The sequence below is a fragment of the Paeniglutamicibacter terrestris genome (genome assembly GCF_012271785.1).
Classification (GTDB): domain Bacteria; phylum Actinomycetota; class Actinomycetes; order Actinomycetales; family Micrococcaceae; genus Paeniglutamicibacter; species Paeniglutamicibacter terrestris.
Genome location: NZ_JAAWVT010000017.1, coordinates 1 through 25,743, shown reverse-complemented (window position 1 = coordinate 25,743; position 25,743 = coordinate 1). Strand labels below are relative to the sequence as shown.

At 57.0% G+C, this 25,743-nt stretch carries 22 protein-coding genes and 2 tRNA genes; 14 read left to right on the top strand and 10 right to left on the bottom strand.

The window, feature by feature from the left end:
• Positions 1-1,822: 1,822 nt before the first annotated feature.
• From HED64_RS19495 to rpmH, 8 genes are all read right to left on the bottom strand, one after another.
• Complete coding sequence (locus HED64_RS19495) at positions 1,823-3,034, bottom strand: ParB/RepB/Spo0J family partition protein (RefSeq protein ID WP_168153599.1); 1,212 nt, start codon at positions 3,032-3,034, stop codon at positions 1,823-1,825.
• A 272-nt stretch (positions 3,035-3,306) separates the two neighbouring features.
• On the bottom strand, positions 3,307-4,434 hold the full coding sequence (locus HED64_RS19490; RefSeq protein ID WP_425351820.1) for a ParA family protein: 1,128 nt from the start codon (positions 4,432-4,434) through the stop codon (positions 3,307-3,309).
• Positions 4,435-4,499: 65 nt separating this feature from the next.
• Positions 4,500-5,141 carry a 16S rRNA (guanine(527)-N(7))-methyltransferase RsmG gene (gene rsmG, locus HED64_RS19485; RefSeq protein ID WP_168153598.1) on the bottom strand — a complete coding sequence of 214 codons (642 nt, stop codon included), beginning with the start codon at positions 5,139-5,141 and terminating at the stop codon, positions 4,500-4,502.
• A 25-nt stretch (positions 5,142-5,166) separates the two neighbouring features.
• Complete coding sequence (locus HED64_RS19480) at positions 5,167-5,712, bottom strand: Jag family protein (protein WP_168153597.1); 546 nt, start codon at positions 5,710-5,712, stop codon at positions 5,167-5,169.
• A gap of 2 nt (positions 5,713-5,714) precedes the next feature.
• Positions 5,715-6,680 carry a membrane protein insertase YidC gene (gene yidC, locus HED64_RS19475; RefSeq protein WP_168153596.1) on the bottom strand — a complete coding sequence of 322 codons (966 nt, stop codon included), beginning with the start codon at positions 6,678-6,680 and terminating at the stop codon, positions 5,715-5,717.
• Positions 6,681-6,686: 6 nt separating this feature from the next.
• Positions 6,687-7,055, bottom strand: coding sequence for a membrane protein insertion efficiency factor YidD (gene yidD, locus HED64_RS19470; RefSeq protein WP_132360795.1), 369 nt, complete (start codon positions 7,053-7,055; stop codon positions 6,687-6,689).
• A complete protein-coding gene (gene rnpA / locus HED64_RS19465) occupies positions 7,039-7,407 on the bottom strand; it encodes a ribonuclease P protein component (RefSeq protein WP_168153595.1) in 369 nt (122 codons plus the stop codon). Before rnpA ends, yidD begins: the two co-directional genes overlap by 17 nt.
• A 75-nt stretch (positions 7,408-7,482) precedes the next feature.
• Positions 7,483-7,620 carry a 50S ribosomal protein L34 gene (rpmH, locus tag HED64_RS19460; RefSeq protein ID WP_003800212.1) on the bottom strand — a complete coding sequence of 46 codons (138 nt, stop codon included), beginning with the start codon at positions 7,618-7,620 and terminating at the stop codon, positions 7,483-7,485.
• Between the two features lie 505 nt (positions 7,621-8,125).
• Here rpmH and dnaA point away from each other — a divergent pair.
• The 11 genes from dnaA to HED64_RS19410 all read left to right on the top strand — a co-directional run bounded on the left by dnaA (position 8,126) and on the right by HED64_RS19410 (position 20,662).
• Positions 8,126-9,538: a chromosomal replication initiator protein DnaA gene (gene dnaA, locus HED64_RS19455; RefSeq protein WP_132360799.1), complete on the top strand. Its 1,413-nt coding sequence runs from the start codon at positions 8,126-8,128 to the stop codon at positions 9,536-9,538.
• Between the two features lie 902 nt (positions 9,539-10,440).
• A complete protein-coding gene (gene dnaN, locus HED64_RS19450) occupies positions 10,441-11,571 on the top strand; it encodes a DNA polymerase III subunit beta (protein WP_132360801.1) in 1,131 nt (376 codons plus the stop codon).
• Between the two features lie 171 nt (positions 11,572-11,742).
• Positions 11,743-12,945, top strand: coding sequence for a DNA replication/repair protein RecF (gene recF, locus HED64_RS19445; RefSeq protein WP_168153594.1), 1,203 nt, complete (start codon positions 11,743-11,745; stop codon positions 12,943-12,945).
• Positions 12,942-13,493 (top strand): DciA family protein, encoded by a 552-nt coding sequence (locus HED64_RS19440; RefSeq protein ID WP_425351819.1) that lies wholly within the window; start codon positions 12,942-12,944, stop codon positions 13,491-13,493. The genes recF and HED64_RS19440 overlap by 4 nt, the downstream gene beginning before the upstream one ends.
• A 259-nt stretch (positions 13,494-13,752) precedes the next feature.
• Positions 13,753-15,846: a DNA topoisomerase (ATP-hydrolyzing) subunit B gene (gyrB, locus tag HED64_RS19435; protein ID WP_342590788.1), complete on the top strand. Its 2,094-nt coding sequence runs from the start codon at positions 13,753-13,755 to the stop codon at positions 15,844-15,846.
• 62 nt (positions 15,847-15,908) lie between these two features.
• Positions 15,909-18,599, top strand: a complete 2,691-nt coding sequence (gyrA, locus tag HED64_RS19430) for a DNA gyrase subunit A (protein ID WP_168153593.1) — start codon at positions 15,909-15,911, stop codon at positions 18,597-18,599.
• Positions 18,596-19,174, top strand: coding sequence for a DUF3566 domain-containing protein (locus tag HED64_RS19425; protein ID WP_168153592.1), 579 nt, complete (start codon positions 18,596-18,598; stop codon positions 19,172-19,174). Before gyrA ends, HED64_RS19425 begins: the two co-directional genes overlap by 4 nt.
• Positions 19,175-19,296: 122 nt before the next feature.
• Positions 19,297-19,370, top strand: a tRNA-Ile gene (locus tag HED64_RS19420).
• Positions 19,371-19,410: 40 nt separating this feature from the next.
• Positions 19,411-19,527 carry a DLW-39 family protein gene (locus tag HED64_RS19725; protein ID WP_210150033.1) on the top strand — a complete coding sequence of 39 codons (117 nt, stop codon included), beginning with the start codon at positions 19,411-19,413 and terminating at the stop codon, positions 19,525-19,527.
• Positions 19,528-19,593: 66 nt separating this feature from the next.
• Positions 19,594-19,666, top strand: a tRNA-Ala gene (locus HED64_RS19415).
• A gap of 105 nt (positions 19,667-19,771) precedes the next feature.
• Positions 19,772-20,662: a DMT family transporter gene (locus HED64_RS19410; protein WP_168153591.1), complete on the top strand. Its 891-nt coding sequence runs from the start codon at positions 19,772-19,774 to the stop codon at positions 20,660-20,662.
• 101 nt (positions 20,663-20,763) lie between these two features.
• Here the strand turns inward: HED64_RS19410 and HED64_RS19405 are convergent, their stop codons facing one another.
• Positions 20,764-21,744 (bottom strand): hypothetical protein, encoded by a 981-nt coding sequence (locus HED64_RS19405; RefSeq protein ID WP_168153590.1) that lies wholly within the window; start codon positions 21,742-21,744, stop codon positions 20,764-20,766.
• Positions 21,745-21,908: 164 nt separating this feature from the next.
• On the opposite strand from HED64_RS19405, the gene HED64_RS19400 reads away from it, so the two are divergent.
• The 3 genes from HED64_RS19400 to HED64_RS19390 all read left to right on the top strand — a co-directional run bounded on the left by HED64_RS19400 (position 21,909) and on the right by HED64_RS19390 (position 25,058).
• Positions 21,909-22,454 (top strand): peptidylprolyl isomerase, encoded by a 546-nt coding sequence (locus HED64_RS19400; protein ID WP_168153589.1) that lies wholly within the window; start codon positions 21,909-21,911, stop codon positions 22,452-22,454.
• 376 nt (positions 22,455-22,830) lie between these two features.
• Positions 22,831-23,517 (top strand): rhomboid family intramembrane serine protease, encoded by a 687-nt coding sequence (locus HED64_RS19395; protein WP_342590787.1) that lies wholly within the window; start codon positions 22,831-22,833, stop codon positions 23,515-23,517.
• Between the two features lie 575 nt (positions 23,518-24,092).
• A complete protein-coding gene (locus tag HED64_RS19390) occupies positions 24,093-25,058 on the top strand; it encodes a GNAT family N-acetyltransferase (RefSeq protein WP_168153587.1) in 966 nt (321 codons plus the stop codon).
• A gap of 33 nt (positions 25,059-25,091) precedes the next feature.
• On the opposite strand, the gene HED64_RS19385 is transcribed toward HED64_RS19390, so the two are convergent.
• Positions 25,092-25,682 (bottom strand): LysE/ArgO family amino acid transporter, encoded by a 591-nt coding sequence (locus tag HED64_RS19385; protein ID WP_168153600.1) that lies wholly within the window; start codon positions 25,680-25,682, stop codon positions 25,092-25,094.
• Positions 25,683-25,743: the final 61 nt, after the last annotated feature.

Sequence of the window (25,743 nt, the reverse complement as noted above, 5' to 3'; positions counted from 1 at the left end):
CCCCAATGGCAATAATGGGTGGTCCCCAAAGCGTCGAATACTCACCCGGCGGGCGGATGGTATAGCTTGAGCCAATCCGATTGAGCTTCTTCACCGGTCGGGTGCTCGATGATGGCGTTAGGCCAGCTCTTACAAGATTGGCAGACCGGATGTAGGTTCAGGACTCGAATATTTCTAGTCAAAGTCTGGTACGAAAGCGCGAAGTCGAGGTTCTGCAGATCGTCCATCAGAGTTTGAGCTCAGAGGAGTGGAGTCCTCGATCAGGCGGGCCAGGACGTAGTCCTCGAAGGCATCGAACGGATCGGTCACGCGTTGGCGTCTGCCGACTATTCGTTCTCCCGGGAGGTGCGCATGTTTGGTTTGTGGTCTCGTCCTGTGCGTCGGGCGATCTCTTTGATGCTCATTGATGCTCATTCCATTCTTTAAAACGCGTGGACGTCCGAATCTTCCCTCTGCGTTAACCCAGACGCGCGGGCCCTTCTCGAGAACTGATGCGTGGTCAGAGACCATCCGTTTCGAGGAAGGTCCGCCCTTCTGGGCGGATCAACACGAGGTGAGAAATTTCGATGAACGCGATATACGTCGGGCAAACGCGGCCGTTCTTCGTGGGAGCCACTCGTGGCATTGCAGGGCTCCACTTTGTCGGCGAGGTGGCGGGCGATGCAACGACGTGAATAGGTTCAGTCTTGAGCGGTAGTCCTTGCAGACTGCCGGTCACTACTGTCTACGGGACGTGCACGTCGGGTTCCGTCTTAGTGTTGAGTGCGGAGCTGTTGTCCCGGCCTCCAACCGCAGTGCACCTACGCAGGCTGATCGCGTCCGGGGAACGCCGCTGTTGCCCGATCCCGCGTGTTCGAAACGCCGTGTGCTCGGTGGTGACGCCGGCGACTCGGCTCCGACATCCACGTCCAGGTCCAAGTCCAAGTGGTCATGGAGCGGGACGGCCACCACGCCATCCGACGCTGAGCCCGAAGGTATAGATGGCTCAAGATGATAGGTGCCGAAGGGACCAAATTGTCGTTCCCGATGATCGCAGATGCGTTGAAGAGCGGAGCCTGAACATCACGACAAACCAGGAGTTCTCGAAGTGCGAAACGCTGTGCGGGATGACAACTGGCTACCGCTGTCACAAATCGGTTGGTGCACCTGGGCGGCTGTTGCAATTCCGCGGAGATTCCTAGCGGGTCAAATACGGGTTCGTGGAATCGACCAAACGCAAACATGGCGGAAAGCTGAGCCAAAGTGGCCTGATTCTAAGCGCTTTAATGGCCGACTTAAAGTTGACGAAACACTTTCGACTCCCCCAACGCCCAATGATGACGAAACAACTTCGACTCCCCCAATGCCCAATGATGCTGATCGACTCACGGCAGCGTTCAAAATTGAGGGAGAAGGCGATTTACATCGATGTCGATGTCAGTTGAGCGGCGGCCTCAAGATCGTTTCCTCTGGCAGAACCGCATTTCTAATGCGTGGCCATTGGCCGCCCTAGGACCTCACGAAGCTCCCACGCCCGCACAGGGGCCAAATGGGGCAATTAGGCACCCGGTCCTCGAATGAGAGAAATTGGTCGCTCAGAAGAGGCCTGAAGGAGCTTGGGTCAACTGTTGCCATTGCTAGCTCTGGTTTCCTACTGTCAATATCCCTCATCGCGAAATATCGATGGCTCGTAGAGCCCTCAATCAATTCGGAGAAGTCGTCATTCCGAAGCGTCGAAAACCATCGCCTTTGCTTCCCGAAACCCTGCAGCATGAAGCCTTAAACGAGTGATGGTGGGGAATGTTTCACGTGAAACATTCCCCACCATCACGGCCATGAACTTTTACTTCTCAATCGATTCCGGCGATAGCACGCTCATGATTCGATTGAGATCATCAACGCTGGCAAATTCAATGCTCACCTTACCCTTACGGGCACCGAGCGAAATCTTGACGTTCGTATCAAGCCGATCAGACAACGACGTAGCCAAAAAATCTAGCCGTTCGTGCCGTGCAGTTTGCTTCGGGGTATTGGCTTTGGTCTTTTTCGCTTGTCCGTCACTAAGGGCGACAGCTTCCTCGGTAGATCGTACCGAGAGGCCCTCATTCACAATGCGCTGGGCCAACTCTTCAATCGCCACCGCGTCAACAAGTCCGAGAAGAGCACGTGCATGTCCCGCGGATATGACCCCAGCAGCAACACGGCGCTGAACCAAAGCCGGTAGTTTCATGAGCCGGATGGTGTTAGAAATTTGTGACCGCGATCGACCAATACGTTCCGAGAGTTCTTCTTGGGTGCAACTAAATTCGCTCAGAAGCTGCTGATACGCCGCAGCCTCTTCCAGGGGGTTGAGCTGTGACCGGTGAAGGTTCTCCAGCAAGGCATCACGTAGAAGATCGTCGTCCTGAGTCTCACGAACAATGGCCGGAATGGTCTCAAGGCCGGCTGCTTGCGTAGCCCTCCAACGGCGTTCACCCATGACAATTTCATAGGGCTCTTTGTCATTTTCGCGGGACGGGCGAACCACGATTGGCTGCAGGAGTCCCACTTCACGAATGGAGTGGACCAATTCGGCCATGTGTTCTTCGTCGAAGTACGACCGCGGCTGTTTGCGGTTGGGGTGAATCTGGCCAACGGAGATTTCCGCAAACCTTGCACCAGGAACTTCGACCAAATCATCGGTTACCGATTCAATGGGCTCGAGATCTCCTGCCCGACCTGACGACGCAATAAGACCAGGCATTTGAGCGCGACGTTTCTTAGCGGCAACGGAAGAAGGTCCGGCACTTTCCTCGGCTTCGGCCTCGGCCTCGGCTTCGGTTTTTCCTGGTACAAAAAACATATCCACAGGACGTGCTTTTTTGTTGCTTGGTGCCGAGGGAGTTGTCCGACGCTTCGGTGCAGTCACGTTTGCCGTCTTGGTCGCTCGCGCTGCGGAGGATTTTGGTGTTTCACGTGAAACATCCTTTGGAGCTTCTACTTCGGATTCCACGACTGGGCTGCTCGAAATCAACGCACCGAGACCTCGTCCTAAACCACGTCGCTTTTCCGACATTGGATGCTTCTCCCTTTCGACACCGTAACTACCTTGACCCAAGGCAATTCTACTGGTTTGTGATTCATAGTTCAGGATGCTGATCGTGGGTGTGGCTCAGGTCCAAGTTGACCCTACCTCTCCCCCACTCAAGGCACCACCGGTCTCAAGATCGATCCAGCAACGCAAAAGGTGTTTAGCAACCATACTCAGTTGCCTAGTAACTTCAGCAAAAATAGTTCTCTACCATTCGGTCCTAAGACCAGAAGGCGTCGAGAATGCGTCGTCAGCGCTTAGCGGACTCCGCGTTCTGCAATTTCGGCCGCAGCTTCCAAATACGAAAGAGCTCCCGTGGAGCTTGAGTCATAGGTTATGACTGTCTGCTGATAGCTAGGCGCCTCCGAGATACGAACACTACGGGGAATCAAAGCCTGAAGCACCTGATCGGGGAAATGCTCGCGAACTTCACTCGCAACTTGAGCGGCCAGGTTCGTTCGACCGTCATACATGGTCAGGAGGATCGTCGAAACAGTGAGGTCCGAGTTGAGGTGCTTCTGAATCATCTCAATGTTCTTGAGCAGCTGACTGAGTCCTTCCAGCGCGTAGTACTCACACTGAATAGGGATGAGCACTTCACGGGCAGCAACAAACGCATTGACCGTCAAGAGTCCAAGGCTCGGAGGGCAGTCGATGAACACATAGTCCAGACGCTCCAGTCCATTCTCGTCCCTGTAGACCGCGTACTTCTCCAATGCACGACGCAACCGCTGTTCGCGTGCGACCAGCGAAACAAGTTCAATTTCTGCACCAGCCAAATGGATCGTTGCTGGCGCGACAGTGAGTCTATCGATGTCAGGACAGATGGCCACAACATCGGCCAATGGCAGATCATTGATAAGCACGTCATAGATGCTGTCCACATCTGCATGATGCTCGATGCCCAGAGCGGTAGAAGCATTACCCTGGGGGTCAATATCAATGACCAGGACATTCAAGCCAGCGAGCCCTAGAGCGGCCGCAATATTAACAGTGGTGGTGGTCTTGCCAACCCCACCCTTCTGATTGCTGACAGTCATGTAGCGCGTTTCGTCTGGCTTGGGCAGCTTTCGTTCGCTCAGCTTTTCGCGGCGCTTGTGCTCGCTTGCCAGCTGGCTGGCCAGCGGAGAACTGTCATCGGTGGTATCAAAAACATTCTTTACTGTCGCAGGTTCTTTCGCCACCACTGGTTCATCTCCCTCGGAATCCGTAAGCTCTACCGCTTCAGTCTCGTCAAGGATTGACGCAGCGGTGAAGATTGTTTCACGTGAAACAACTTCAATTTCGGCAGAAACAATCTCTTCTGGTTGTTCTTGGCTGTTTGATGAACCGAAACTAGCAAAAAGCGCTGCAAACGGTGGAATCTTGTTGATGCTACGCTTCAAAACGGTTCTTTCTACTAACCTCAGGCGTGGCAATAAGCCACCCCATACAGCCTATCGCGATTGCGCTAGCCTACGTTGATCCGCACCACTGTCGTGGGCTCTACCAGCAGCCCTTCGCCGACTGTGACAACCTCTATCTTTTTTCCACCAAGGCGGCGAATCATCTTGCTCGCCTTTTCTACTTCTTCGGCAGCTGAACGGCCCTTAATGGCCAGAACGGTTCCCTTTCCATGAAGCAAAGGAATCGTTAGGCCGGCCAAATTGGTCAGCGCGGATACTGCTCGTGCCGTCGCGAAGTCCGCATTCACGTGGTCTATAACCTGCTCAGCACGGCCGCGCATGATCGTAACGTTCTCTAGTCCAAGATCTTCAACAACCTCGTGCAACCAAATGCAGCGACGTTCCAAGGGCTCGATCAGGGTGAGCTCCAGATCGGCGCGTGCAAGCGCCAGAGTCAGCCCTGGAAGCCCCGCACCGCTGCCAACATCAGCCACGTGTGCACCCTGATCGATCAGGTTCGCAACAACGGCACAATTCAAGACGTGCCGCGACCACAGCCGTGGGACTTCACGTGGGCCTAACAGCCCGCGTTCCATACCGGAGGTGGCCAGGTGCTGAACATAACGCTCAGCAAGCTCCAGGCGATCGCCGAACACTGTCCGGGCAGCTTGGGTCTCTTCTGGCGTAAGTTCTACTTCGTTGCTCATGGGGTACTGTTCCTTGGTTCCGTACTTAGGAGGTTGCGCTAGAGACGACGATGTGACGGCCGGGGCCCTCGCCCTCGGACTCGCTGTGCAGGCCTAGGGTCGCGATGCAATCGTGGACAAGCTTGCGCTCGTACGCGCTCATTGGATCGAGTGCAATGACCTCACCGGTCGCTTGGACCTTAGCGACGGCCTCCTCGGCGAGACGCTTGAGTTCACCAGCACGGCCCTGACGGTAGCCGGTGATATCCAGAACAAGGCGCGAACGGTTGCCGGTGGCAGTCAGTACGGCCAAACGAGTCAGTTCCTGAAGGGAGTCCAGAACCTCGCCCTTGGAACCGATCAGGCGTCCCAGTGACTTCTCATCTGCCGGCTCGCCAACTATAGAAATATAGGTCCGTCCACCACGAACTTCGATATCGATGTCACCGTCAAGATCGGCAATATCGAGCAATTCCTCGAGGTAGTCAGCGGCGATGTCGCCCTCTTCCTCAATGATCTTGGCGTGGTCAAGAACATCCTCTTCTACCGCAGTGGGAGTCTCGACGGCTTCGCTTTGCTCAACATCGCTCATGGCTACTTCTTCTTCCTGTTTTTACGCTGGGGCTGGACTCGCTGCGTTTTAGGCGCTTCAACCACAGCTTCAGCTGCGGCCTCATCAACCTTTTTCTGACCAAACGGGGGAAGGCCCTTAGCCGCGCGTCGCACGTTGAGCTCTCGCTCCGCTTCCGAACCCGGTGTCGGGTTGTTGCGAATAACGTAGAACTGCTGTCCCAAAGTCCAAAGGTTGGTGGCTGTCCAGTAGATCAGAACACCGATGGGGAAGTTGATTCCACCAATGCCGAAGACCAGCGGAAGGATGTAAAGCATGATCTTCTGCTGCTGCATGAAGGGGCCTTCAAGGGCCTCCTTCGTCATGTTCTTGGACATGATCTGCTTCTGGGTGATGAACTGCGAAGCGGTCATCGCAAGGATCATCACGACAGCGACGATGATCACTGCTGCACTCGGGGATCCCGAGTTCAGGGTGTTCAGGAAGGTGTCGGAAAGACGTGCGCCAAAGATTGACGAAGCATCAAAGCTGCGGATGTGATCGGCGGAAAGTGCTCCAACACCGTCATTGTTCGCGCTGGCCTTTGATGCATTGTTCAAAACCGTGAACAACGCGAAGAAGAACGGCATCTGGACGAGCATAGGCAGGCATGACGACAGGGGATTGGTTTTGTGCTTCTTGAACAGCTGTCGTTGCTCTGCAATCATGGCCTGCTGCGAGAGCTGGTCCTTCTTGCCCTTGTACTTGGCCTGAAGCTTACGGAGATCCGGCTGCAGGGCCTGCATGGCGCGCTGGGCCTTGATCTGTTTGACGAAGACCGGAATCAGCGCAGTACGGATCAAAAGCACCAAGAAGATGATGGACAGCGCCCAAGTCCATCCCGAGTTGGGATCAAGTCCGATTCGGGTGAACAATTCATGGAAGGCCATGAGGATCCACGAGACTACATACCGAAAGGGGCTCAGTAGCAGGTCAAAGAAGTTTGTCATTACCGGTCATGCTCCTCTGGCCGCATCTGCGGCATCTTCGTCGGCGGGAATCGGAGGATGATTCATCACCATGATCTTGGGGGTCTTGCCTTCTGGCCAAATTCTTCGGCCATCGGGAACGTAATCGATCCCGCCATGGCTAAAAGGATTACATCTTAGGACACGCCAGATGGTTAATCCGATGCCTTTGATGACGCCATGTACAGTGACTGCTTCAAGGCCATAGGCCGAGCAGCTGGGAAAATAACGACACACATCGCCATAGATTGGCGAAACGATCTTGCGATAAACCATGAGGAACCCGATGATGAGGTTTCGCGGAATATCGATGAGGAACCATATGAGCCCGGTTCTGGGCTTAGAGTCCTTCTTCACGTTTCACACCAGCCTTACGAATAACCGTTACAAGTCCTGATTCAACTTGTTGGCTTAGTTCGTCCCACGTGACATCGGCGGCTCCAGGCAATGCCCGGACCACGACGTCAAGACCGATGGCATCCGCAGTAAACTGCGCGGCCAATGCACGCATCCTTCGCTTAGCGAGGTTGCGGTGCACGGCATTGCCAACGGCCTTGGAGACGATAAATCCAAAACGATTATTGCCCTGGGGTTCGTCATTACGAACCCGTGCATATAGCACTACGTTCCGGCGCCCAGTGCGGGCGCCGGAACGTACAGTAGCTGTAAAGTCCTGAGAAAAGCGCAGCCGTTGATTCTTTGGCAACACGACGTCACGCGTCGTGTCTGATAAACAAAGAACTCACGAAAGCCTGCGCTGTTTCAGGACTGAAGTGCTTAATGGTTATGCAGAAAGTTCGGTGCGGCCCTTGCCACGGCGGGCTGCCAAGATGGCACGGCCTGCACGGGTACGCATACGAAGACGGAAACCATGCTTTTTTGCACGGCGACGGTTATTCGGCTGAAAAGTCCGCTTGCTCACGGTAGTAACTCCAAGACGATCAGGTGATGCGCCTTGCCCGTTGCTAATAAGTAGGGAAGAACAGGCCGACGCTCGTATTCAGGTGCCACGTATGAACTGCTTACATGCATTTCAAAGATCCGAAGACCGACGAAAGCATCTCGCAGTGCCAAAAGTAGACACATAGGACTACACAACGATAGGGGCGCAAAGGAAGGTACGTCAAATTGAGCTCTTTCGAGTCCTCGTCTGACCGTGTGTGCGAAGCAATCAAAATTGTGGATAGAGCAGTGGATAATCGGTGCAAAAGTCCGCTTATCGCATCTGAAGCGTATATCTTAGATCTCAATTTTTACCCGCATTCATGCAGTTTTGCAAGCCCTAAGGAGATATCCACCTCAAGTTATCCACCGACTGTGCATAACGCTGTGGATGACCGCTAGAATCAATCCGTCGGGGTTCTGCAGTTGAGGGCCCCTTCTTCGTCGCCCGTTTGGTCGATGCAACACAACGAAGGGGCCTTATTGTGAGCACAGACGAGACGAATAGCGTCGGTAGTGCCTGGCGTCAGGTAGTTCGCCACATCGAACAGGATGACAGGGTGACACCGATGCAGCGCGCGTTCGCCGCCTTGGCTCAGCCGCAGGGGCTCATCGGAACCACCCTTTTGCTGGCCGTCCCTAACGAGTTGACTCGCGATGTCCTCCAGACTCAGCTCAAGGATCCGCTAGAACAGTCCCTAAAGCTCGTTTTTCAGTCCGATATCCGCTGCGCATTCAGCATTGATTCGGATCTGCTCCCGGATGAGGTGCCAGCGCCACCGGTCGAACTGCCTCCAGTTCCCAAGGCGCGCATCAGTGATGTTCTCCCCCAGCCGTCTCCACCTTCGAATTCTCAGGAGTTTGGCCGGCTAAACCCCAAGTACATCTTCGATACGTTTGTTATAGGCTCCTCGAATCGATTTGCCCACGCAGCAGCCGTTGCCGTTGCAGAAGCCCCCGCCAAGGCCTACAACCCGTTATTCATCTACGGCGATTCGGGGTTGGGTAAAACGCACCTGCTTCACGCTATTGGTCACTACGCGCGGCATCTCTATAACGGCATCCGTGTTCGCTACGTTAACTCCGAAGAATTCACGAATGATTTTATTAATTCGATTCGTGATGACGAGGGAGCAAGCTTCAAGCAAACGTATCGAAACGTCGATATTTTGCTCATTGACGACATCCAGTTCTTGGCCAACAAGGATGCCACCCAGGAAGAGTTCTTCCACACCTTCAATGCGCTGCACAATCACAACAAACAGGTCGTGATCACCTCAGACTTGCCGCCAAAGCAGCTTTCGGGCTTCGAGGATCGGATGCGTTCTCGCTTCGAGTGGGGTCTGCTCACCGATATTCAGCCGCCGGAACTTGAAACCCGCATTGCCATCCTTCGCAAGAAGGCCACAGCGGAGAATCTTTCGGCGCCAGACGATGTCATGGAGTACATCGCTTCCAAGATCTCCACGAATATCCGTGAGCTTGAGGGCGCATTGATTCGTGTCACGGCATTCGCCTCACTCAACAACCAAACTGTTGATATGAGCCTGGCAGAAACGGTGTTGAAGGATTTGATCACCGACGAGGGTGCCCAGGAAATAACTCCGGCAACCATCGTTGCGCAGACAGCCGAGTACTTTAATCTCACGATCGAGGAACTGACTAGCAAGTCACGAACCCGAACATTAGTAACTGCCCGACAAATTGCCATGTATCTGCTGCGTGAACTCACCGACATGTCTTTGCCCAAAATTGGCCAAGAGCTTGGTGGTCGCGACCACACCACGGTGATCCATGCTGATCGCAAGATCCGTGAACTCATGGCCGAACGACGAGCCATCTTCAACCAGGTCACCGAGCTCACCAACAGGATCAAGCAGCGTCAACGCGAGGGATAGTCGAGCCTCAAATCCAATAACCACAGGTGTGGATAAACCTGTGGATCATTAAGTGGACTACTGCAATTAACTGCGGATAACCATGCAGTGGGCTGTGGATGGTTAATTTCTCTCAAAAAGTTGTCCACCGGGGCGTGACACTCAGTGTCACGCCCAATCACATGTTGTGCACATGCATAATCGGTACGGTTCCGCGGCCCTAGGGACTTATCCACAGTATCCACAGGGGTTATTAACACTACTAACCCCATTTTTCTTATTCATCCAAATAACAAGTCCCCTACGAGCACCAAGCGTGCAAACCATCTCCAAACGCAGTTTTGAAGACTTGCCGCGAACACTTCTCACCGGATGACGAGAACGCTCTGCACGTATCCAGCTCGAGCAGTCAGCAGCTTGTAGATTTGTCCCAACAGAGTTATCTCTCCGATGGATATCCTCACTAATCTCGAGAGGCTTCTTCCGCCAGCACCGAACCAACATCCGTTCCGAAGTAAGTGCACTCCCCCGGTACGTTGAATTTTTCGTTTTCGCATCAACAGCTGATTTCTTACGGGAGGGTTTCTATTTGCTGAAGAGCTCTCGGTAAATAACAGACTGTCGGTTGAATCACTGCCATCGCAGTTCTGGATCCCACTGATCCCCGATATGTACGTGCGTTTCTGGTTGTTCGTTGTTCGTGGCCAATCCCCCTTGGGAACTAGCAACTTCATGAGTCCTCAAAAACCGGTATGCTCGAAGGCTGTGCCACAGTTCTGCCTCAGTTGCAGTCGGCCCACATAGCAAGCTCACCGAAAGCAAGCCCATTTCAGGCAAGCTTTTTGGTTTTTAGCTTCCGTCAAGACGCTAAGCTTGCTCTAGCCCAAGTACCATCGACGTCGTCGTGAAAGGCGGACCACTTCGTGAAGTTCAGCGTTGAAAAGGATGTATTGGCCGAAGCCGTATCCTGGACCGCCCGTTCACTTTCCCAACGACCTCCGTCCCCGGTCCTGTCGGGCATTCTGATCACGGCCACCAACGGCACGGTTTCGTTGGCTGGGTTTGACTACGAGATTTCTGCACATCTCGAGATCGCCGCTGATGTGGCAACCGAAGGAACAATTTTGGTTTCCGGAAAGCTGCTGGCTGAAATCTGCCGCAGTCTTCCCAACGCAACCGCCGTCATCGAAACCGATGGCACCAAGGTCACCTTGACCTGCGGCAGAAGTCGCTTCCACCTAGCAACCATGCCCGTAGCTGAATATCCGGAACTTCCAGTGCTTCCCGAGGTAACCGGTGTAGTTGATGGCGAGGCTTTTGCCCACGCGATCAACCAGGTTATCGTCGCAGCTTCCAAAGACGACACTTTGCCCATCCTGACTGGCGTCAAGATGGAAATCGAAGATGACCTGATTACCTTCTTGGCAACAGACCGCTACCGCCTCGCGATGCGCGAAGTGCACTGGAAGCCATCTCAGGCCGGTATTTCCACCTCAGCACTGGTGAAGGCAAAGACCTTAAACGAGGTTGCAAAAACTTTGGGTTCCGCTGGCGAACTCAAGATCGCCCTTGGTGCGGGTAACGAACTTATTGGTTTTGAAAGTGGAAACCGACGCACCACTTCATTGCTCGTTGATGGGGACTACCCCAAGATCCGTTCGCTCTTCCCGGAGAACACTCCGATTCACGCAACAGTGCGTACCTCGGCTCTGATGGAAGCGGTCCGTCGCGTTGCTGTCGTTGCGGAACGCAACACACCCGTTCGTCTTTCCTTCACTGGTGGCCAGCTTTCCTTGGATGCCGGAACCGGAGAGGACGCTCAGGCTGAAGAGTCCATCGAAGCTCAGATTGATGGCGAAGAAATCACCGTCGCTTTCAACCCTGCGTACTTGAGCGAGGGATTGAACGCTTTCTCCAGTGAATTCGTTCGTTTCTCCTTCACCAGCGCACCGAAGCCGGCAATGATGACTGCTCAGTCTTCGCTTGACGGCCAAGACAGCGACGAATATCGCTACCTGGTTATGCCGGTACGCCTTCCAAACTTGCCCAATTAGGTTGCCCACGGGAGAAGAATTAGTTTCTGATCCCGCTGCAATCTCGTGTTCGGCCGCCCCGCGATCGCTCCTACAGGGGTGGTCGAACACATTTTTTATTATGCTTTATGCCAATCAGTGGCCTCCCGATCAACGGCAACCCACCCTTTTAGCCCATCGCAGGACGTCTAGGTGTATATCTCACATGTCTCTCTCACCGACTTTCGCTCTTATGCGCAAGCCGATGTTGAACTGGGACCTGGCACCAATGTTCTTGTAGGTTCCAACGGCGTCGGAAAAACGAACATCATCGAGGCCATCGGTTACCTTGCGACGCTTTCATCGCATCGGGTCACCAATGATGGACCCTTGTTACGCTTCAACACCGAGCGAGCACTGGTTCGAGCACGTGTCCACCGCGCCAAGCAAGTAACAACGCTTGAAGTCGAGATCACCGCAGGTAAAGCGAACCGTGCGCGCATCAACCGTGCAAATCCAGTGCGGGCCCGCGACGTTTTGGGCATCGTTCGGACCGTGCTCTTTGCCCCCGAAGACCTTGCCCTGATTAAGGGTGATCCTTCGAATCGTCGTCGCTTTCTCGATGAGCTCCTCGTGACGCTCAGGCCCGGACAAGCGGCCACACGCGGGGACTACGAAAGAGTTCTGAAGCAGCGCAACGCTTTGCTGAAATCTGCGCGCACCGGCGGCAAGCTCTCCACGGCACACGAATCCACGCTAGATGTCTGGGATACCCATCTGGCTCGAGCCGGGGCCAGGGTGGTGCGTGGACGTCTTGATGTGCTGAAGATGCTCTCCCCCTATATGGCCGGCGCCTATGCTTCATTGGCCGACGCCAACAAGGTGGCCAGAGCGCACTACCAATCCACCATCGTCGCCGATTTTGACGAAGACGACACTGCCGCAGACCCTCCCCTGACCGACGGTGAATCCGCCCCCGTGGCCCCGGCCGTCTTGCTGGATGCGAGCCTCGAAGAACTTGAGGAAATGTTTCTAGCCGCCTTATTGGAGAAGCGTGCCAAGGAACTTGAACGCGGGATCACGCTGGTTGGTCCGCATCGCGATGATGTTTTACTCACCTTGGGCAGTGCACCAGCTAAGGGTTACGCCAGCCATGGGGAGACGTGGTCCTTAGCCTTGGCCTTACGTCTTGCCGCCTACAAGGTACTCGGCGAAGACGATCCGCGCCCGGGTGCCGGACCCATCTTGATTTTGGACGATGTTTTTGCCGAATTGGATGCCACCCGGCGCACCCGGCTGGCATCAATTGTTGCCGGTGCGGACCAGGTCATTGTCACTGCCGCGGTAGCCGGGGATGTCCCCCAAGAACTTGGCGGCACCTTCCTGCGGGTCAGCCCCGGAGTAGTGCACTCGTGAGTGATGACCGGGATCCACATGTGCCCGAGGCCATGGACGCTGCTCGCGCCATCCTTAATCGCATGCGTGAATCGGCACTGGGCCGCGGCGAGGCCCGCATGGACGCGGCAAAGGCCGCCAGATACGAAGACAATGCTGCTGCTCGCAAACAGCGCCGGCGGGCCAGCTCGGCGCCGGCCAAATACACCGATGGGCGTGACCCGCAAGAAATTGGGAACCTCTTTGGCAAGATTGTCCGCGATCGAGGATGGACGGCTCCGGTAGCCGTCGGATCGGTCCTATCGCGGTGGAGCTCACTGGTGGGACCCCAAATCTCCGCCCACTGCACCCCCGAATCCTTCGAGGATTCCACCGTGGTGGTGCGCTGCGATTCCACCACTTGGGCCACTCAGCTGCGCTTGCTGTCTCACGAATTGCTCAAGACTTTTGATAAGGAACTGGGCCCGGGCGTCATCACCGTCATCCGGGTATTGGGCCCGGCGGCACCCACCTGGCGCCATGGTGGACGTTCGGTCAAGGGGCGCGGACCGCGCGACACCTATGGATAAGAAAAACCGGAACGCGTAGCTGGCCCACTGGCGCGTTCCGAGCGCCCAAACCACATAGCCCCCCACCTGAGGATGATCGAATCGCTCCTAACGGGGATTGTTGGCTAATAGCGGCATATTCTCGCCCGTCAATGACCGGTTTATTTGGAGCCGCACGGTAGAATTGACACAGACGTCTTGTCGCTTCGGCAAGACGTCGGTTCATGATCGAACACCCCCAGTGTTCGGCCTTCCACTGTTTGAGGAGTCTGTAGCACCTGTGTCTACCGATAACACCACACCCCAGGAACCAATCGATTCCGTAGAAGCCGGTGAAACCCCCGCCGCGAAACCTGCAGAAGACCAGATCAGCGGCCGAGTGGAGCACACCTACGGCGCGCAGGACATCACGGTTCTTGAGGGCCTCGAAGCGGTGCGTAAGCGCCCCGGCATGTACATCGGATCCACCTCGTCTCGAGGACTTCACCACCTGGTTTATGAGGTCGTGGATAACTCCGTTGACGAGGCGCTGGCTGGCCACTGTGATCACATCCAAATTGCCCTGCGCAACGACGGTGGTGTGCGCGTTGAAGATAACGGCCGTGGCATCCCCGTGGATATTCACCCCACCGAGGGCAAGCCCACGGTCGAGGTCGTCATGACCATCCTGCACGCCGGTGGTAAGTTCGGCGGCGGCGGTTACGCCGTCTCCGGTGGCCTACACGGCGTGGGCATCTCCGTTGTTAACGCGCTCTCCGAGCGTGTGGACACCGAGATCCGCCGCCAGGGCAGCGTCTGGCGGATGTCCTTCGCCGACGGTGGCAAGCCTCAGGGCACCCTAGTCAAGGGCGAAGAGTCCGATGCGACGGGTACCATCCAGACGTTCTACCCCGACGCCACGATCTTCGACACCATCGACTTCGACTTCGAGACGCTGCGCGCACGCTTCCAGCAGATGGCGTTCCTGAACAAGGGACTGCGCATCACGCTCACCGATGAGCGCACCCTGGTGGTCGACGGTGATGAGATCGCCACCGACGCCGACGAGGAAAACGACGCTACCCCGAAGCACCGCGTCGTGGATTACCTCTACAAAGACGGGCTGCTGGACTACGTCAAGCACCTGAACTCCTCCAAGAAGGTTGAACTCGTCCACGAGGACGTCATCGCCTTCGAATCAGAGGATAACTCCAAGGGCATCAGCGTTGAGGTGGCCATGCAGTGGACCAACTCGTACTCCGAATCGGTGCACACCTACGCCAACACCATCAACACCCATGAGGGCGGTACCCACGAAGAGGGTTTCCGCGCCGCCATGACCTCGCTGATCAACCGCTATGCGCGTGAAAAGACGATCCTGCGCGAAAAGGATGAGAACCTCACCGGTGATGACATCCGTGAGGGTCTGACCGCTGTCATCTCGGTCAAGCTCGCCGAACCACAGTTCGAGGGTCAGACCAAGACCAAGCTGGGCAACTCGATGGCCAAGGGCTTTGTTCAGGGTGTGGTCAACGAGGAACTCGGCGATTGGCTTGAGCGCAACCCCACTACCGCCCGCGACATCATTCGCAAGGCTCAGCTGGCCTCGCAGGCTCGCATGGCCGCACGCAAGGCACGGGACAACGCACGCCGCAAGTCCCCACTGGAATCCTTCGGCATGCCGGGCAAGCTCTCGGACTGCTCCTCGAAGAACCCTTCCGAGTGCGAAGTTTTCATCGTGGAGGGCGACTCCGCAGGCGGCTCGGCCAAGCGCGGACGAAACCCACACACCCAGGCCATCCTGCCGCTGCGCGGCAAGATCCTGAACGTGGAGCGTGCACGGCTTGATCGCGCGCTGGGCAATGCTGAGGTCCAGGCGATGATTACCGCCTTCGGCACCGGTATCGGTGAAGAATTCGACATGGCCAAGCTGCGTTACCACAAGATCGTGCTGATGGCCGATGCCGACGTTGATGGCCAGCACATCACCACGTTGCTGCTGACCCTGCTCTTCCGCTTCATGCGCCCGTTGATCGAAAACGGCTACGTTTACCTGGCGCAGCCGCCGCTGTACCGCATCAAGTGGTCAAATGCCGCCCACGAATACGTGTATTCGGACAAGGAACGCGACGACGCGCTGACCACCGGTGCAGCGAAGAACAAGCGCCTGCCCAAGGACAACGGCATCCAGCGTTACAAGGGTCTGGGCGAGATGGATTACTCGGAACTCTGGGACACCACCATGGATCCGGAACACCGCACGCTGCGTCAGATCACCATGGATGATGCCGCCGCCGCCGACCAGATCTTCTCCGTCCTGATGGGCGAGGACGTCGAATCGCGTCGAAACTTCATCCAGCAAAATGCCAAGGATGTGCGCTTCTTGGACATCTAGTCCTCGATTTCTCGCACTCCCGAAGCGTTTAGACACAAACTTTTGATTAGAGGAAGAAATCGATGAGCGATCAGACTCCCGAAAACCCGCAGGACGGCGTCACCTCCGACGAGAACATCGTTGAGGGTGCGGTGATCGATGACGCCGTGGAGGTGCTCACCGGTCACGACAAGATCGACCAGATCGATCTGCAGACCGAGATGCAGCGCTCCTACCTTGACTACGCCATGGCGGTCATCGTGGGTCGTGCACTGCCGGACGTGCGTGATGGCCTGAAGCCCGTGCACCGCCGCGTGATCTACGCGATGTACGACGGTGGCTACCGCCCGGAGCGCTCCTACAACAAGTGCGCCCGTGTGGTCGGCGAGGTCATGGGTCAGTACCACCCGCACGGCGACAGCTCGATCTACGATGCCTTGGTACGCCTGATCCAGGACTGGACCATGCGCTACCCGCTGGCCCTGGGCCAGGGCAACTTCGGTTCCCCGGGCAACGATGGCGCCGCCGCACCGCGTTATACCGAAACCAAGATGTCCCAGCTGGCCATGGAAATGGTCCGCGACATCCACGAAGGCACCGTGGACTTCCAGGACAACTACGACGGCAAGAACCAGGAACCCACCATCCTGCCGGCGCGTTTCCCCAACCTTTTGGTCAACGGTTCCTCCGGCATCGCCGTGGGGATGGCCACCAACATCCCGCCGCACAACCTGCGCGAAGTGGCAGCGGGTGTGCAGTGGTACCTAGAAAACCCCGATGTTTCCCGTGAGGAACTCCTCGATGCCCTGATGCTGCGCATCAAGGGCCCAGATTTCCCCACCGGTGCCCTGATTCTTGGCACCAAGGGCATCTCCGATGCCTACCGCACCGGCCGCGGCTCGATCACCATGCGCGCCGTGGTTTCCGTTGAGGAACTCCAGGGACGTACCTGCTTGGTGGTCACCGAGCTGACCTACCAGTCAAACCCGGATAACTTGGCGGTGAAGATCGCCGAACTGGTCAAGGACGGCAAGATCTCCGGTATCGCGGATCTGCGTGATGAGACATCGGGACGCACCGGCCAGCGCCTGGTCATCGTGCTCAAGCGCGATGCAGTGGCCAAGGTCGTGCTGAACAACCTCTACAAGCACACCGAACTGCAGTCCAACTTCTCCGCGAACATGCTTGCGATTGTTGACGGGGTCCCCCGCACGCTTTCGCTCGATGCCTTCATCCGTCACTGGGTCGCACACCAGATGGAAGTTATCATCCGTCGCACGCAGTTCCGCCTGCGCAAGGCCGAGGAAGAGGCGCACATTCTGCGTGGCTTGCTCAAGGCACTCGATGCCCTCGACGAGGTCATTGCGTTGATCCGCCGTTCCAATACCACCGAAGCCGCGCGCGACGGCTTGATGGAATTGCTGGATATCGATGATCTTCAGGCCCGCGCCATCTTGGACATGCAGCTGCGCCGTCTGGCAGCCCTGGAACGTCAGAAGATCCAGGACCGGCACGCCGAGCTGGAGCTGATGATCGCAGAATTTAAGGTCATCATTGCCTCCCCGGAGCGCCAGCGCACCATCATTTCCGAGGAACTCGCCGAAATCGTCGAGAAGCACGGCGATGACCGCCGTACCAAGGTACTCATGGGCTACGACGGAGACATGAGCATCGAGGACCTGATCCCCGAAGAGGAAATGGTCGTCACCATCACTCGCGGTGGCTATGTTAAGCGCACCCGCAGTGATAACTACCGCTCGCAGCACCGCGGGGGCAAGGGCATCAAGGGCGCACAGTTGCGCGGAGACGATGTGGTGGAGCACTTCTTCGTCACCACCACGCACAACTGGCTGCTCTTCTTCACCAACCACGGGCGGGTATACCGTGCCAAGTGCTACGAACTGGCCGAGGCCGGGCGTGACGCCAAGGGACAGCACGTGGCCAACCTGATGGCGTTCCAGCCCGATGAGCACATTGCCCAGGTCCTCGACCTGCGCAACTACGAGCAGGCTCCGTACCTGGTGCTTGCCACCCGCAACGGCCTGGTCAAGAAGACGCGCCTGAGCGACTACGACACCAACCGCACGGCCGGCGTTATCGCCATCAACCTGCGCGAAGGTGATGAACTGGTCTCCGCACAGCTGATTTCCGATAGCGATGACATGATGCTGGTGTCCCGCAAGGGTCAGTCGGTCCGTTTCACCGCCACCGATGATGCGCTTCGCCCGATGGGACGAGCCACTTCCGGCGTAACGGGCATGAAGTTCCGTAATGAGGATGAGCTGCTGGCCGCCGACGTTGTCACCGAGGATTCGTATGTGTTTGTCGTCACCGAGGGTGGCTACGCCAAGCGCACCTCGGTGAGTGAATACCGCGTACAGTCTCGTGGCGGCCTGGGTATCAAGGTGGCCAAGCTTGCCGAGGACCGCGGTGATCTGGTCGGTGCGCTGATTGTCCACGATGAGGACGAAGTTCTGGTGGTCATGGAGGGCGGCAAGGTCGTTCGTTCGGACGTTTCGCAGGTTCCTGCCAAGGGCCGTGACACCATGGGCGTCATCTTTGCCAAGCCGGACAAGAAGGACCGCATCATTGCCGTCGCGAAGAACACCGAGCGCGGCCTCGGAGATAATCCCGAGGAAGATGCAGTACCGTTGGACGCGGAAAAGACACAAGAACTGGCCTCTGAGGGCCTGCCGAGCGAAGAACGCCCGGTAGACACCGAGGAAAACCTTGGGCACGACGACGAGGCCATCAACGACGGAGGTAACGCGTGAGCACCCCAAATACGCCCCGCCCGGCGGGCGGCACTGGTGGCACCCGTCCCACACCGCCACGGCAGGCACCCGCAGGGGCCCAGCGCCCCGTAGGAGCGCCGCGACCTAGCACGGCCCCGCGCCCGGGAGCGGCCCAGCGTCCGGCAGGCGCTGCGCGCCCCGGAACCCCTGCCGCACGCCCGCAGCAGCTGGTTCGGCCGGCACCTAAGGCCAAGGTCCGCAAGGCCCGCCTGCTCGTTTCCAAGGTTGACCCGTGGTCGGTCTTGAAAATGGCATTTCTTTTGTCGGTTGCCTTGGGCATCGTGACGGTGGTTGCTTCGGTGGTCTTCTGGTCGATTCTTGATTTGACCGGAATCTTCGCGTCGATCAACGGCCTGATCGGCGAGATCGTCGGTACCGAAGGTGGGTTCGATCTCAAGGAAATTGCGTCCCTGGGGCAGGTTGCCTCCTTCGCAACAATTCTTGCCGTCGTAAATGTGGTGCTTATCACCGTGCTTTCGATGCTGGCAGCGGTGCTTTATAACCTCTCCGCAACCCTGGTTGGCGGAATTGGTGTGACGCTCACCGACGACTAAGTCGCGGAAACAAGCGCTTTTTCGGCCCTCGGGGATTCCTGCACAGGTACCCCCGAGGGCCGATTTGTTTCTTGGGCGGTTTCTCGGGTATTGTTTTATCTCGTTCCCAACGGGAACAAAGAGGGCGTATAGCTCAGGCGGTTAGAGCGCTTCGCTGATAACGAAGAGGTCCCTGGTTCAAGTCCAGGTACGCCCACGGATTACCTCGTCCAAGCGGTAGGTGAAAGGAAATCTCCATGCGGAAATTTCTAGTGTTGGTGGCAGTAGTCGCCGGCGTTATCGGCTATCGTAAATACAAGGATTCCACTGCTGAAAAGGCTGTCTGGAGTAACGGTACCGATAAGGTATCATGATTTAGTCGGTTGTTAGATTCAGTAGTAAAGCATTGACTGCCTAGCAGGAGATGTACAAAAAAATACGGGGACTTAGCTCAGTTGGTAGAGCGGTAGCTTTGCAAGCTTCAGGTCAGGGGTTCGACCCCCCTAGTCTCCACAGAAATTAGAAGGTCCGGAACGAGAGTTCCGGACCTTCTGCGTTAACATCGCAGAGGGGCCATCGGAGGGGATCCGGGGCCGTCAGAAATCATGGAGTCGGCAGATGACCTTTATATTCGCCCTGGTGGGAGTCCTAGGCGTTGCAGCGTCGGGACCGCTCATTGCCGCTTTCCCGGCCGTTCCGGCCCTCTCCATGGCGCTGTGGCGCAACGCCATCGGAACGGCCGTCATGGCCGTTCCTGCGCTATTGATTGAGCCACGTACCTTTAGCCGGCTAAAGCGCCGAGATTGGGCCTGGAGCGCCCTCGCAGCCATCTCACTGGCTCTACACTTCGCGTTCTTCATGAATTCAATCAGGATGACCACGGTCGCCGCAGCTACGGCACTGGTCTGCCTGCAGGCCGCGTGGATTGCCCTATTCCAGTTCCTGCGTGGGGCCAAATACGGCTGGCGCGTTGGCCTAGGGGTGTTCTTGGCCTTCGGGGGAGTTGTTGTCATCACGGGGTTGGACGTTGGTTCGGGAACCGACGCGCTTCTCGGTGACGTCTATGCCCTGATCGGTGGGGTTTTGGCTGCCGTGTACACCTTATCTGGGGCTAAGGCGCGCGAAACCATGAGCACCAGCGCCTACACCACCGCATGTTACGGCATGACTTCGCTCATGCTACTGGCCATGTGTCTGATTGCTGGCGTCCCGGTATGGGGATTTGATGCCAAGGGCTGGATCGGCATCCTGGCGCTGGCTATCTGTTCGCAGGTGCTGGGACATTCTGCACTGAACCATCTCTTGACGTCCCTAGGGCCGCTGACGGTTTCCACGTTGATTCTTTTGGAGATCCCCGGCGCAGCGATTCTCGCGGCGGTGTTCCTTGGTCAAGTATTGCCGGCCGGGACGATCATCGGACTCGTGGTCATCTTGGGCGGACTATTCTTTGTGGTCCGCGGTCAGGGACGCATACTTGCCGTGCCCCGGGTTGCTGACCCCGGACAATAAAAAAGGGGCAGCACACCCCTCCTCGCCCCGCGATCTTCTGCGCTGGCTCGGAGGAGATGCTGCCCCACGATCGACTGCCGCCGCGGCGGCAGAAAACCTCGTTACTTCTTGGCGCGCGGACCCGGCTTCGGTGCGCCGTCCCCATAGCTTGCCTCGGCGGTCTTGTCCTGATTTGCCTCGAGTTCTTCCTCGGCCTTGTGCTTTGCGGTCGTAGCCTCGGCCGAAACCTCGGCAGCCTTCTCGGAGATTTTCTCCTTGGCTTCCGCAACCGCCTCGGCGGCGTTTTCCTTGGCCTGTTCGGCAGATTCTGCGACCTGTTCGCGAACTTCTTCAACGCTCGCGGGAGCCTCTACGGGGCCGCTGGCACGAACCGTGGTCGGCTCCACCGGGGTCGGGGTCTTCCACGGGTCATCGATGGGCTTGGATGCACGCCAGGCGGCTACTGCCGCGGCGCCAGCTGCAGCAACAACGGCAAAGATCAGCCAACCCTTTTTCTTCTTAGCGGGCTTCTGCACGTTTTCCAGCTCCTTGCTGACATGTCCAACTGCTGCACTAGCGCGGCTTTGGAGACGTTCGATGGTTTCGGGACTGGGGGTGATTTTTTCGGAAACCTGGGCAAGTGCCTCCGGCACCTTGGTCTGATCAAGCTTGCGTGCGGTAAATTCCGCAGCCTGACCAAATTTTTCGTTGGCTGCCGGCAGGTATTCGTTTAACACGACGTCCCGGGCGTGGCTCAACGCCGGAGTTGCCTTTCCGAGGGCCTCGTTCAGTGCAGGTGTGGCGCGATCCACAGCCTTCTGGACCCGTGGGGTTGCCTCGTCGATGGCGGCGGAAATCCGCGGACCCAGATTATCGAGGGAATCCTGAATCAAGGGGCTGACCTTGGCCACGGTCTCGGAAAGCTCGTGTGCTGCCCAGTTCAAGCCCTCCTGAATCTTAGGTGATGCGCTCTCGATGCCCTTCTCAATGCGAGGAACAGCCCACTTCACAGCGGTGTCCACCTTCGGAGCGGCCCAATCCTTTGCCTGCTCCGCGCTGGTGGCAACGCTTTCGCTAAAGTCCCGGGCAGTACGTTTCGACATCACAGTGAACCCCTTCGATCGTTTCGTTTGCTTGGTCTTAGCCTACGACCTCACCCGAACTACGGCCATTGTCTGCCTCGCTGATCCCCCAACGAAATTCATTGTTCACTGAGCGCGTAGCCATTCGCTGCGGCGGCCAAGTCGGTCATGGAAGAATGACAGTCATGACTGCAATCCCAACGCACACAGCCACCATCCACACCAATTTGGGCGACATCGTCGTGAACCTGTTCGGCAACCACGCCCCCAAGACCGTGAAGAACTTCGTTGGCCTGGCCAACGGTGAGCAGACCTGGACCGATCCGCGCAGCGGCGAAGAAAAGGTCAACACGCCGCTTTACAACGGCACGATCTTCCACCGCATCATCTCCGACTTCATGATTCAGGGCGGCGATCCGCTGGGTCAGGGCACCGGCGGACCGGGCTACCGCTTTGACGACGAGATCAACCCTGACCTCGACTTCCGCGAACCGTACAAGCTGGCCATGGCCAACGCCGGCATCCAGATGGGCCAGGGCACCAACGGTTCCCAGTTCTTCATCACCTCAATCCCGACCACTTGGCTGCAGGGCAAGCACACCATCTTCGGTGATGTCACCGAGGAAGCTTCTCGCAAGCTCGTTGACGCACTGAACGTCGTTGCCACCGACGGCCGCGACAAGCCGCTGGAAGATGTTGTTATCTCCAGCATCGATATCGCAGCTGTCTAATTTCTAGGTTCCGGCGCGATCTTTCGCGTCGATGACCGCCAACGGCCCCGTCCGCCGTCCTTCTTCTTTTGTTCTTCACCTCGCCTTGCAAAGTGAATAATGATGCTGAGGGATGCGGCCGGGGTCGTTTTGCATGGTGGCACAGGACGAAACACCAGAACACGATCCCGTGAACGAATTCAACAGGAGCATTACTTCCATGTCATTTGGACTGCCCAACCCAAATCAGGCTGCCGCGCCTCCCGTGTGTCCGCGGCACACCGACCGCATCTCCTACGTGACCTGCCAGCGGTGTGCCCGGCCCATGTGCCCCGAATGCCAAGTATCGGCAGCCGTGGGAACCCAGTGCGTGGATTGTGTCCGCGAAGCCAGCAAAATGGTACCCAGCACCCGTACCGTCTTTGGCGGCAAGGCCACCGATGGGCGCCCGCTGGTGACCTATGCGCTGATCATCATCAACGTTGTGGTCTTCGGCTTGCAAATGGTCTTCCCCAGCGTCACCAGCCACCTTGTTTATGCGGGCCTGTACACCAGTGGATATCTTGAACCCGAGCCTTGGCGCATGCTCACGTCGGTCTTCGCCCATTCAACTTCGTTCGTCGGACACATCGCCTTCAACATGTATGCGTTATACATCTGCGGACGTGTGCTTGAACCCATGCTTGGCAGATTGCGCTTTATTGCCCTGTATCTCATCGCCGGGTTGGGAGGATCCGTGGCAGTTCTGCTCATCGCCGACCCGCGGGTACCCGTCCTTGGTGCCTCGGGAGCCGTTTTCGGCCTCTTTGCGGCGATGTTCGTTTTGTTCCGCGCACGCGGTGGACAGACGATCCAGTTGGTCATCCTCATTGCAATCAACTTGGCCATCGGCTTCATCTTCCCCGGTATCGCCTGGCAGGCGCATGTTGGTGGACTGGTGCTGGGTGCCGCCAGTGCTGCTGTATTTGCCTATGCTCCTAAGGGGCCGCAACGCACCATGATGCAGTGGGCAGGAACGGCATTGTTGGTTCTGCTCGTGGTGGCCTTGACTTTCTACGGTGCTCTCAACATTCGACTCCAGTAGCCCTGTGGAGCGGGCAACAAGAAAAGTTGTCCACATTGGTTATCCACACTGTTAATAACTCACAACCGTGTAATTCACATGAACCGGACCGGCTCCAGCGCCCGCGCTGACGCCGGTCCGATGTGTTTTCTGAACAAAAGCGAAGAATATGCACAATTTCATCCACAGCTGTGGATAACTTAGTGCACAACCTGTGCAGTGTTGTGAAAGCTACTGATACGTAGCATTAGGAGCATTCTTCGAAAGTTTGAACGAATCCGCGAGAACATGCGGAAATTTAAGCTTTCTAGACGCCTTGCGCTCTTGTTGTCCACAAACCTTATCCACACTGTTAATAACTTACACACAGGCACCCCGGGATAACTCAACCCCAAGATTCCCCTTAGCCTTGGGCCTTTTTGGGTGAAACCCACAGCCTTATCCCCACCTGTGGATAACTTTAGTGCACAGCATGTTACTAAGTCTCGAGAAGATGTTTGCCGGACCTCTGGGCGGGAATCTTGAATCCTGAGAGACTGAACATTCCACACCCACGCTTGTTATCCCCATATCCACAGCGAGACGAAAGGCAGACCATGCGCCACGACTGGATTCATCCCGAACACCTATCCGCATGGACCGCTCTGACCAACAAACTGGCGGTGGTCGATGACACCGAGGAATTCTACGAAGAGGAAGACCTTGCCGAGGAACTCGCCGAACCCGGGGTTCAGCCCGAGTTAGACACTCTGGGGCTGTGGATTGACGGTGCCATGGTCGGATACGGGCAGCTTCGGTTGAGTGAGCACCTTCGCGACGGGCGCGGACGAGTCTTTATTGGGGGAGGCGTCGCGCCAGACTACCGAAAGCGCGGGCTTGGGGCGGTCATCATGGATGACCTCGAGGCTAGGGCGGTGGAGAAGATGCGCGAAGTCCACCCGGGCGTCGATTTCACCATCGATATGTGGGGAAATACGCCGGGGCATAGCGCCTCAGCCTTTGCGGCGTCACGGGGCTATGAACCGACACGACACTTTCAGGATATGGCCGTTACGCCTCCAGAATTTCGCCGGCAGGATCGAACTCACGAACCGTCCACTAACCTACGCTTGGCTCACTATTCCGCTGACCTGGCTGAGCTGGTTCGGGAGCTGGACAATGAGGCATTCGCAGATCACTGGGGTTCCACACCTAAAAGTGTTGCTGAATGGGATGCCATGACGCGCGCGCGATCCTTCCGTAACGAATATTCTCGAATCTTGTTGGAGGTAGGTGACGATCCCGTTCAAGAGCGTGGGCTTTGTTATGTTCTGAGCGGCGAATGGGTGCCCAAGGAGCTATATATTTCGCGTGTGGGTACGGCTCGCTCCGCTCGCGGGCGCGGATATGCCGCCTGGGCGCTCTCCACGGTCGTTGAGGCGGCCTTTGCGGGAGGCTATGTAAAAGTGGACCTTTCGGTGGACACGGAGAGCCCCACTGGAGCTGTGGGGCTCTATGAGCGTCTGGGTTTCGCGGTGGTTCGCCGAGGCACGATGTTTAGAAAGTCTTGCCTCGCCGGCTGAGTTGCCGGTTGAGAGCTCACTGTGAAGCCAAGATCAGCCCAGAAGTGGGAGCAGCAACGTGGTGGCAAGCACCGCCATGAGCGCTGCTATCACCGCATCGAGCACGCGCCAGGAACGCGGATTTGCGAAGAAGTTGCGCAGGTAGCGTGCGCCAAATCCGAGGGCGGTGAACCACAGTATGCTGCCGAGAACGGCACCGGCGCCGAAGATCCAGCGTCCTGGGTCCCCCTGGGCCGAGGCGATGGAACCGAGCAAAACAACGGTATCCAGATAGACGTGGGGATTGAGCCAGGTTAAAGCGAGTGCGGTCAGCACCACGGTGCCTCGTGTGCTCCGAGTTAGCACTGCGGAGTCCTCTAACCCCCTGGGCTTGAGCGCCCGGCGTGCGGCAAAGAAGGCATAGACCAGCAGGAATCCAGCACCTCCAATGCGAGCAACGGTGATGAACCAAGGAGCGACGCTCAGTAAACTGCCCAGTCCGGCAATACCGGCAAAAATGAGCAGAGCATCGGAGAGCAGGCAGATCAACACGGCGATGCCGATATGCTCCCGGCGGATTCCCTGTCGCAAGACGAAGGCATTTTGGGCGCCAATGGCAACGATTAAGGACAAGCCGGTAGCCATTCCGGTAATGAAGGGAAAGTAGGTCACCGATCGAGACTAGGTGGCGCAACAAAGCCATGTC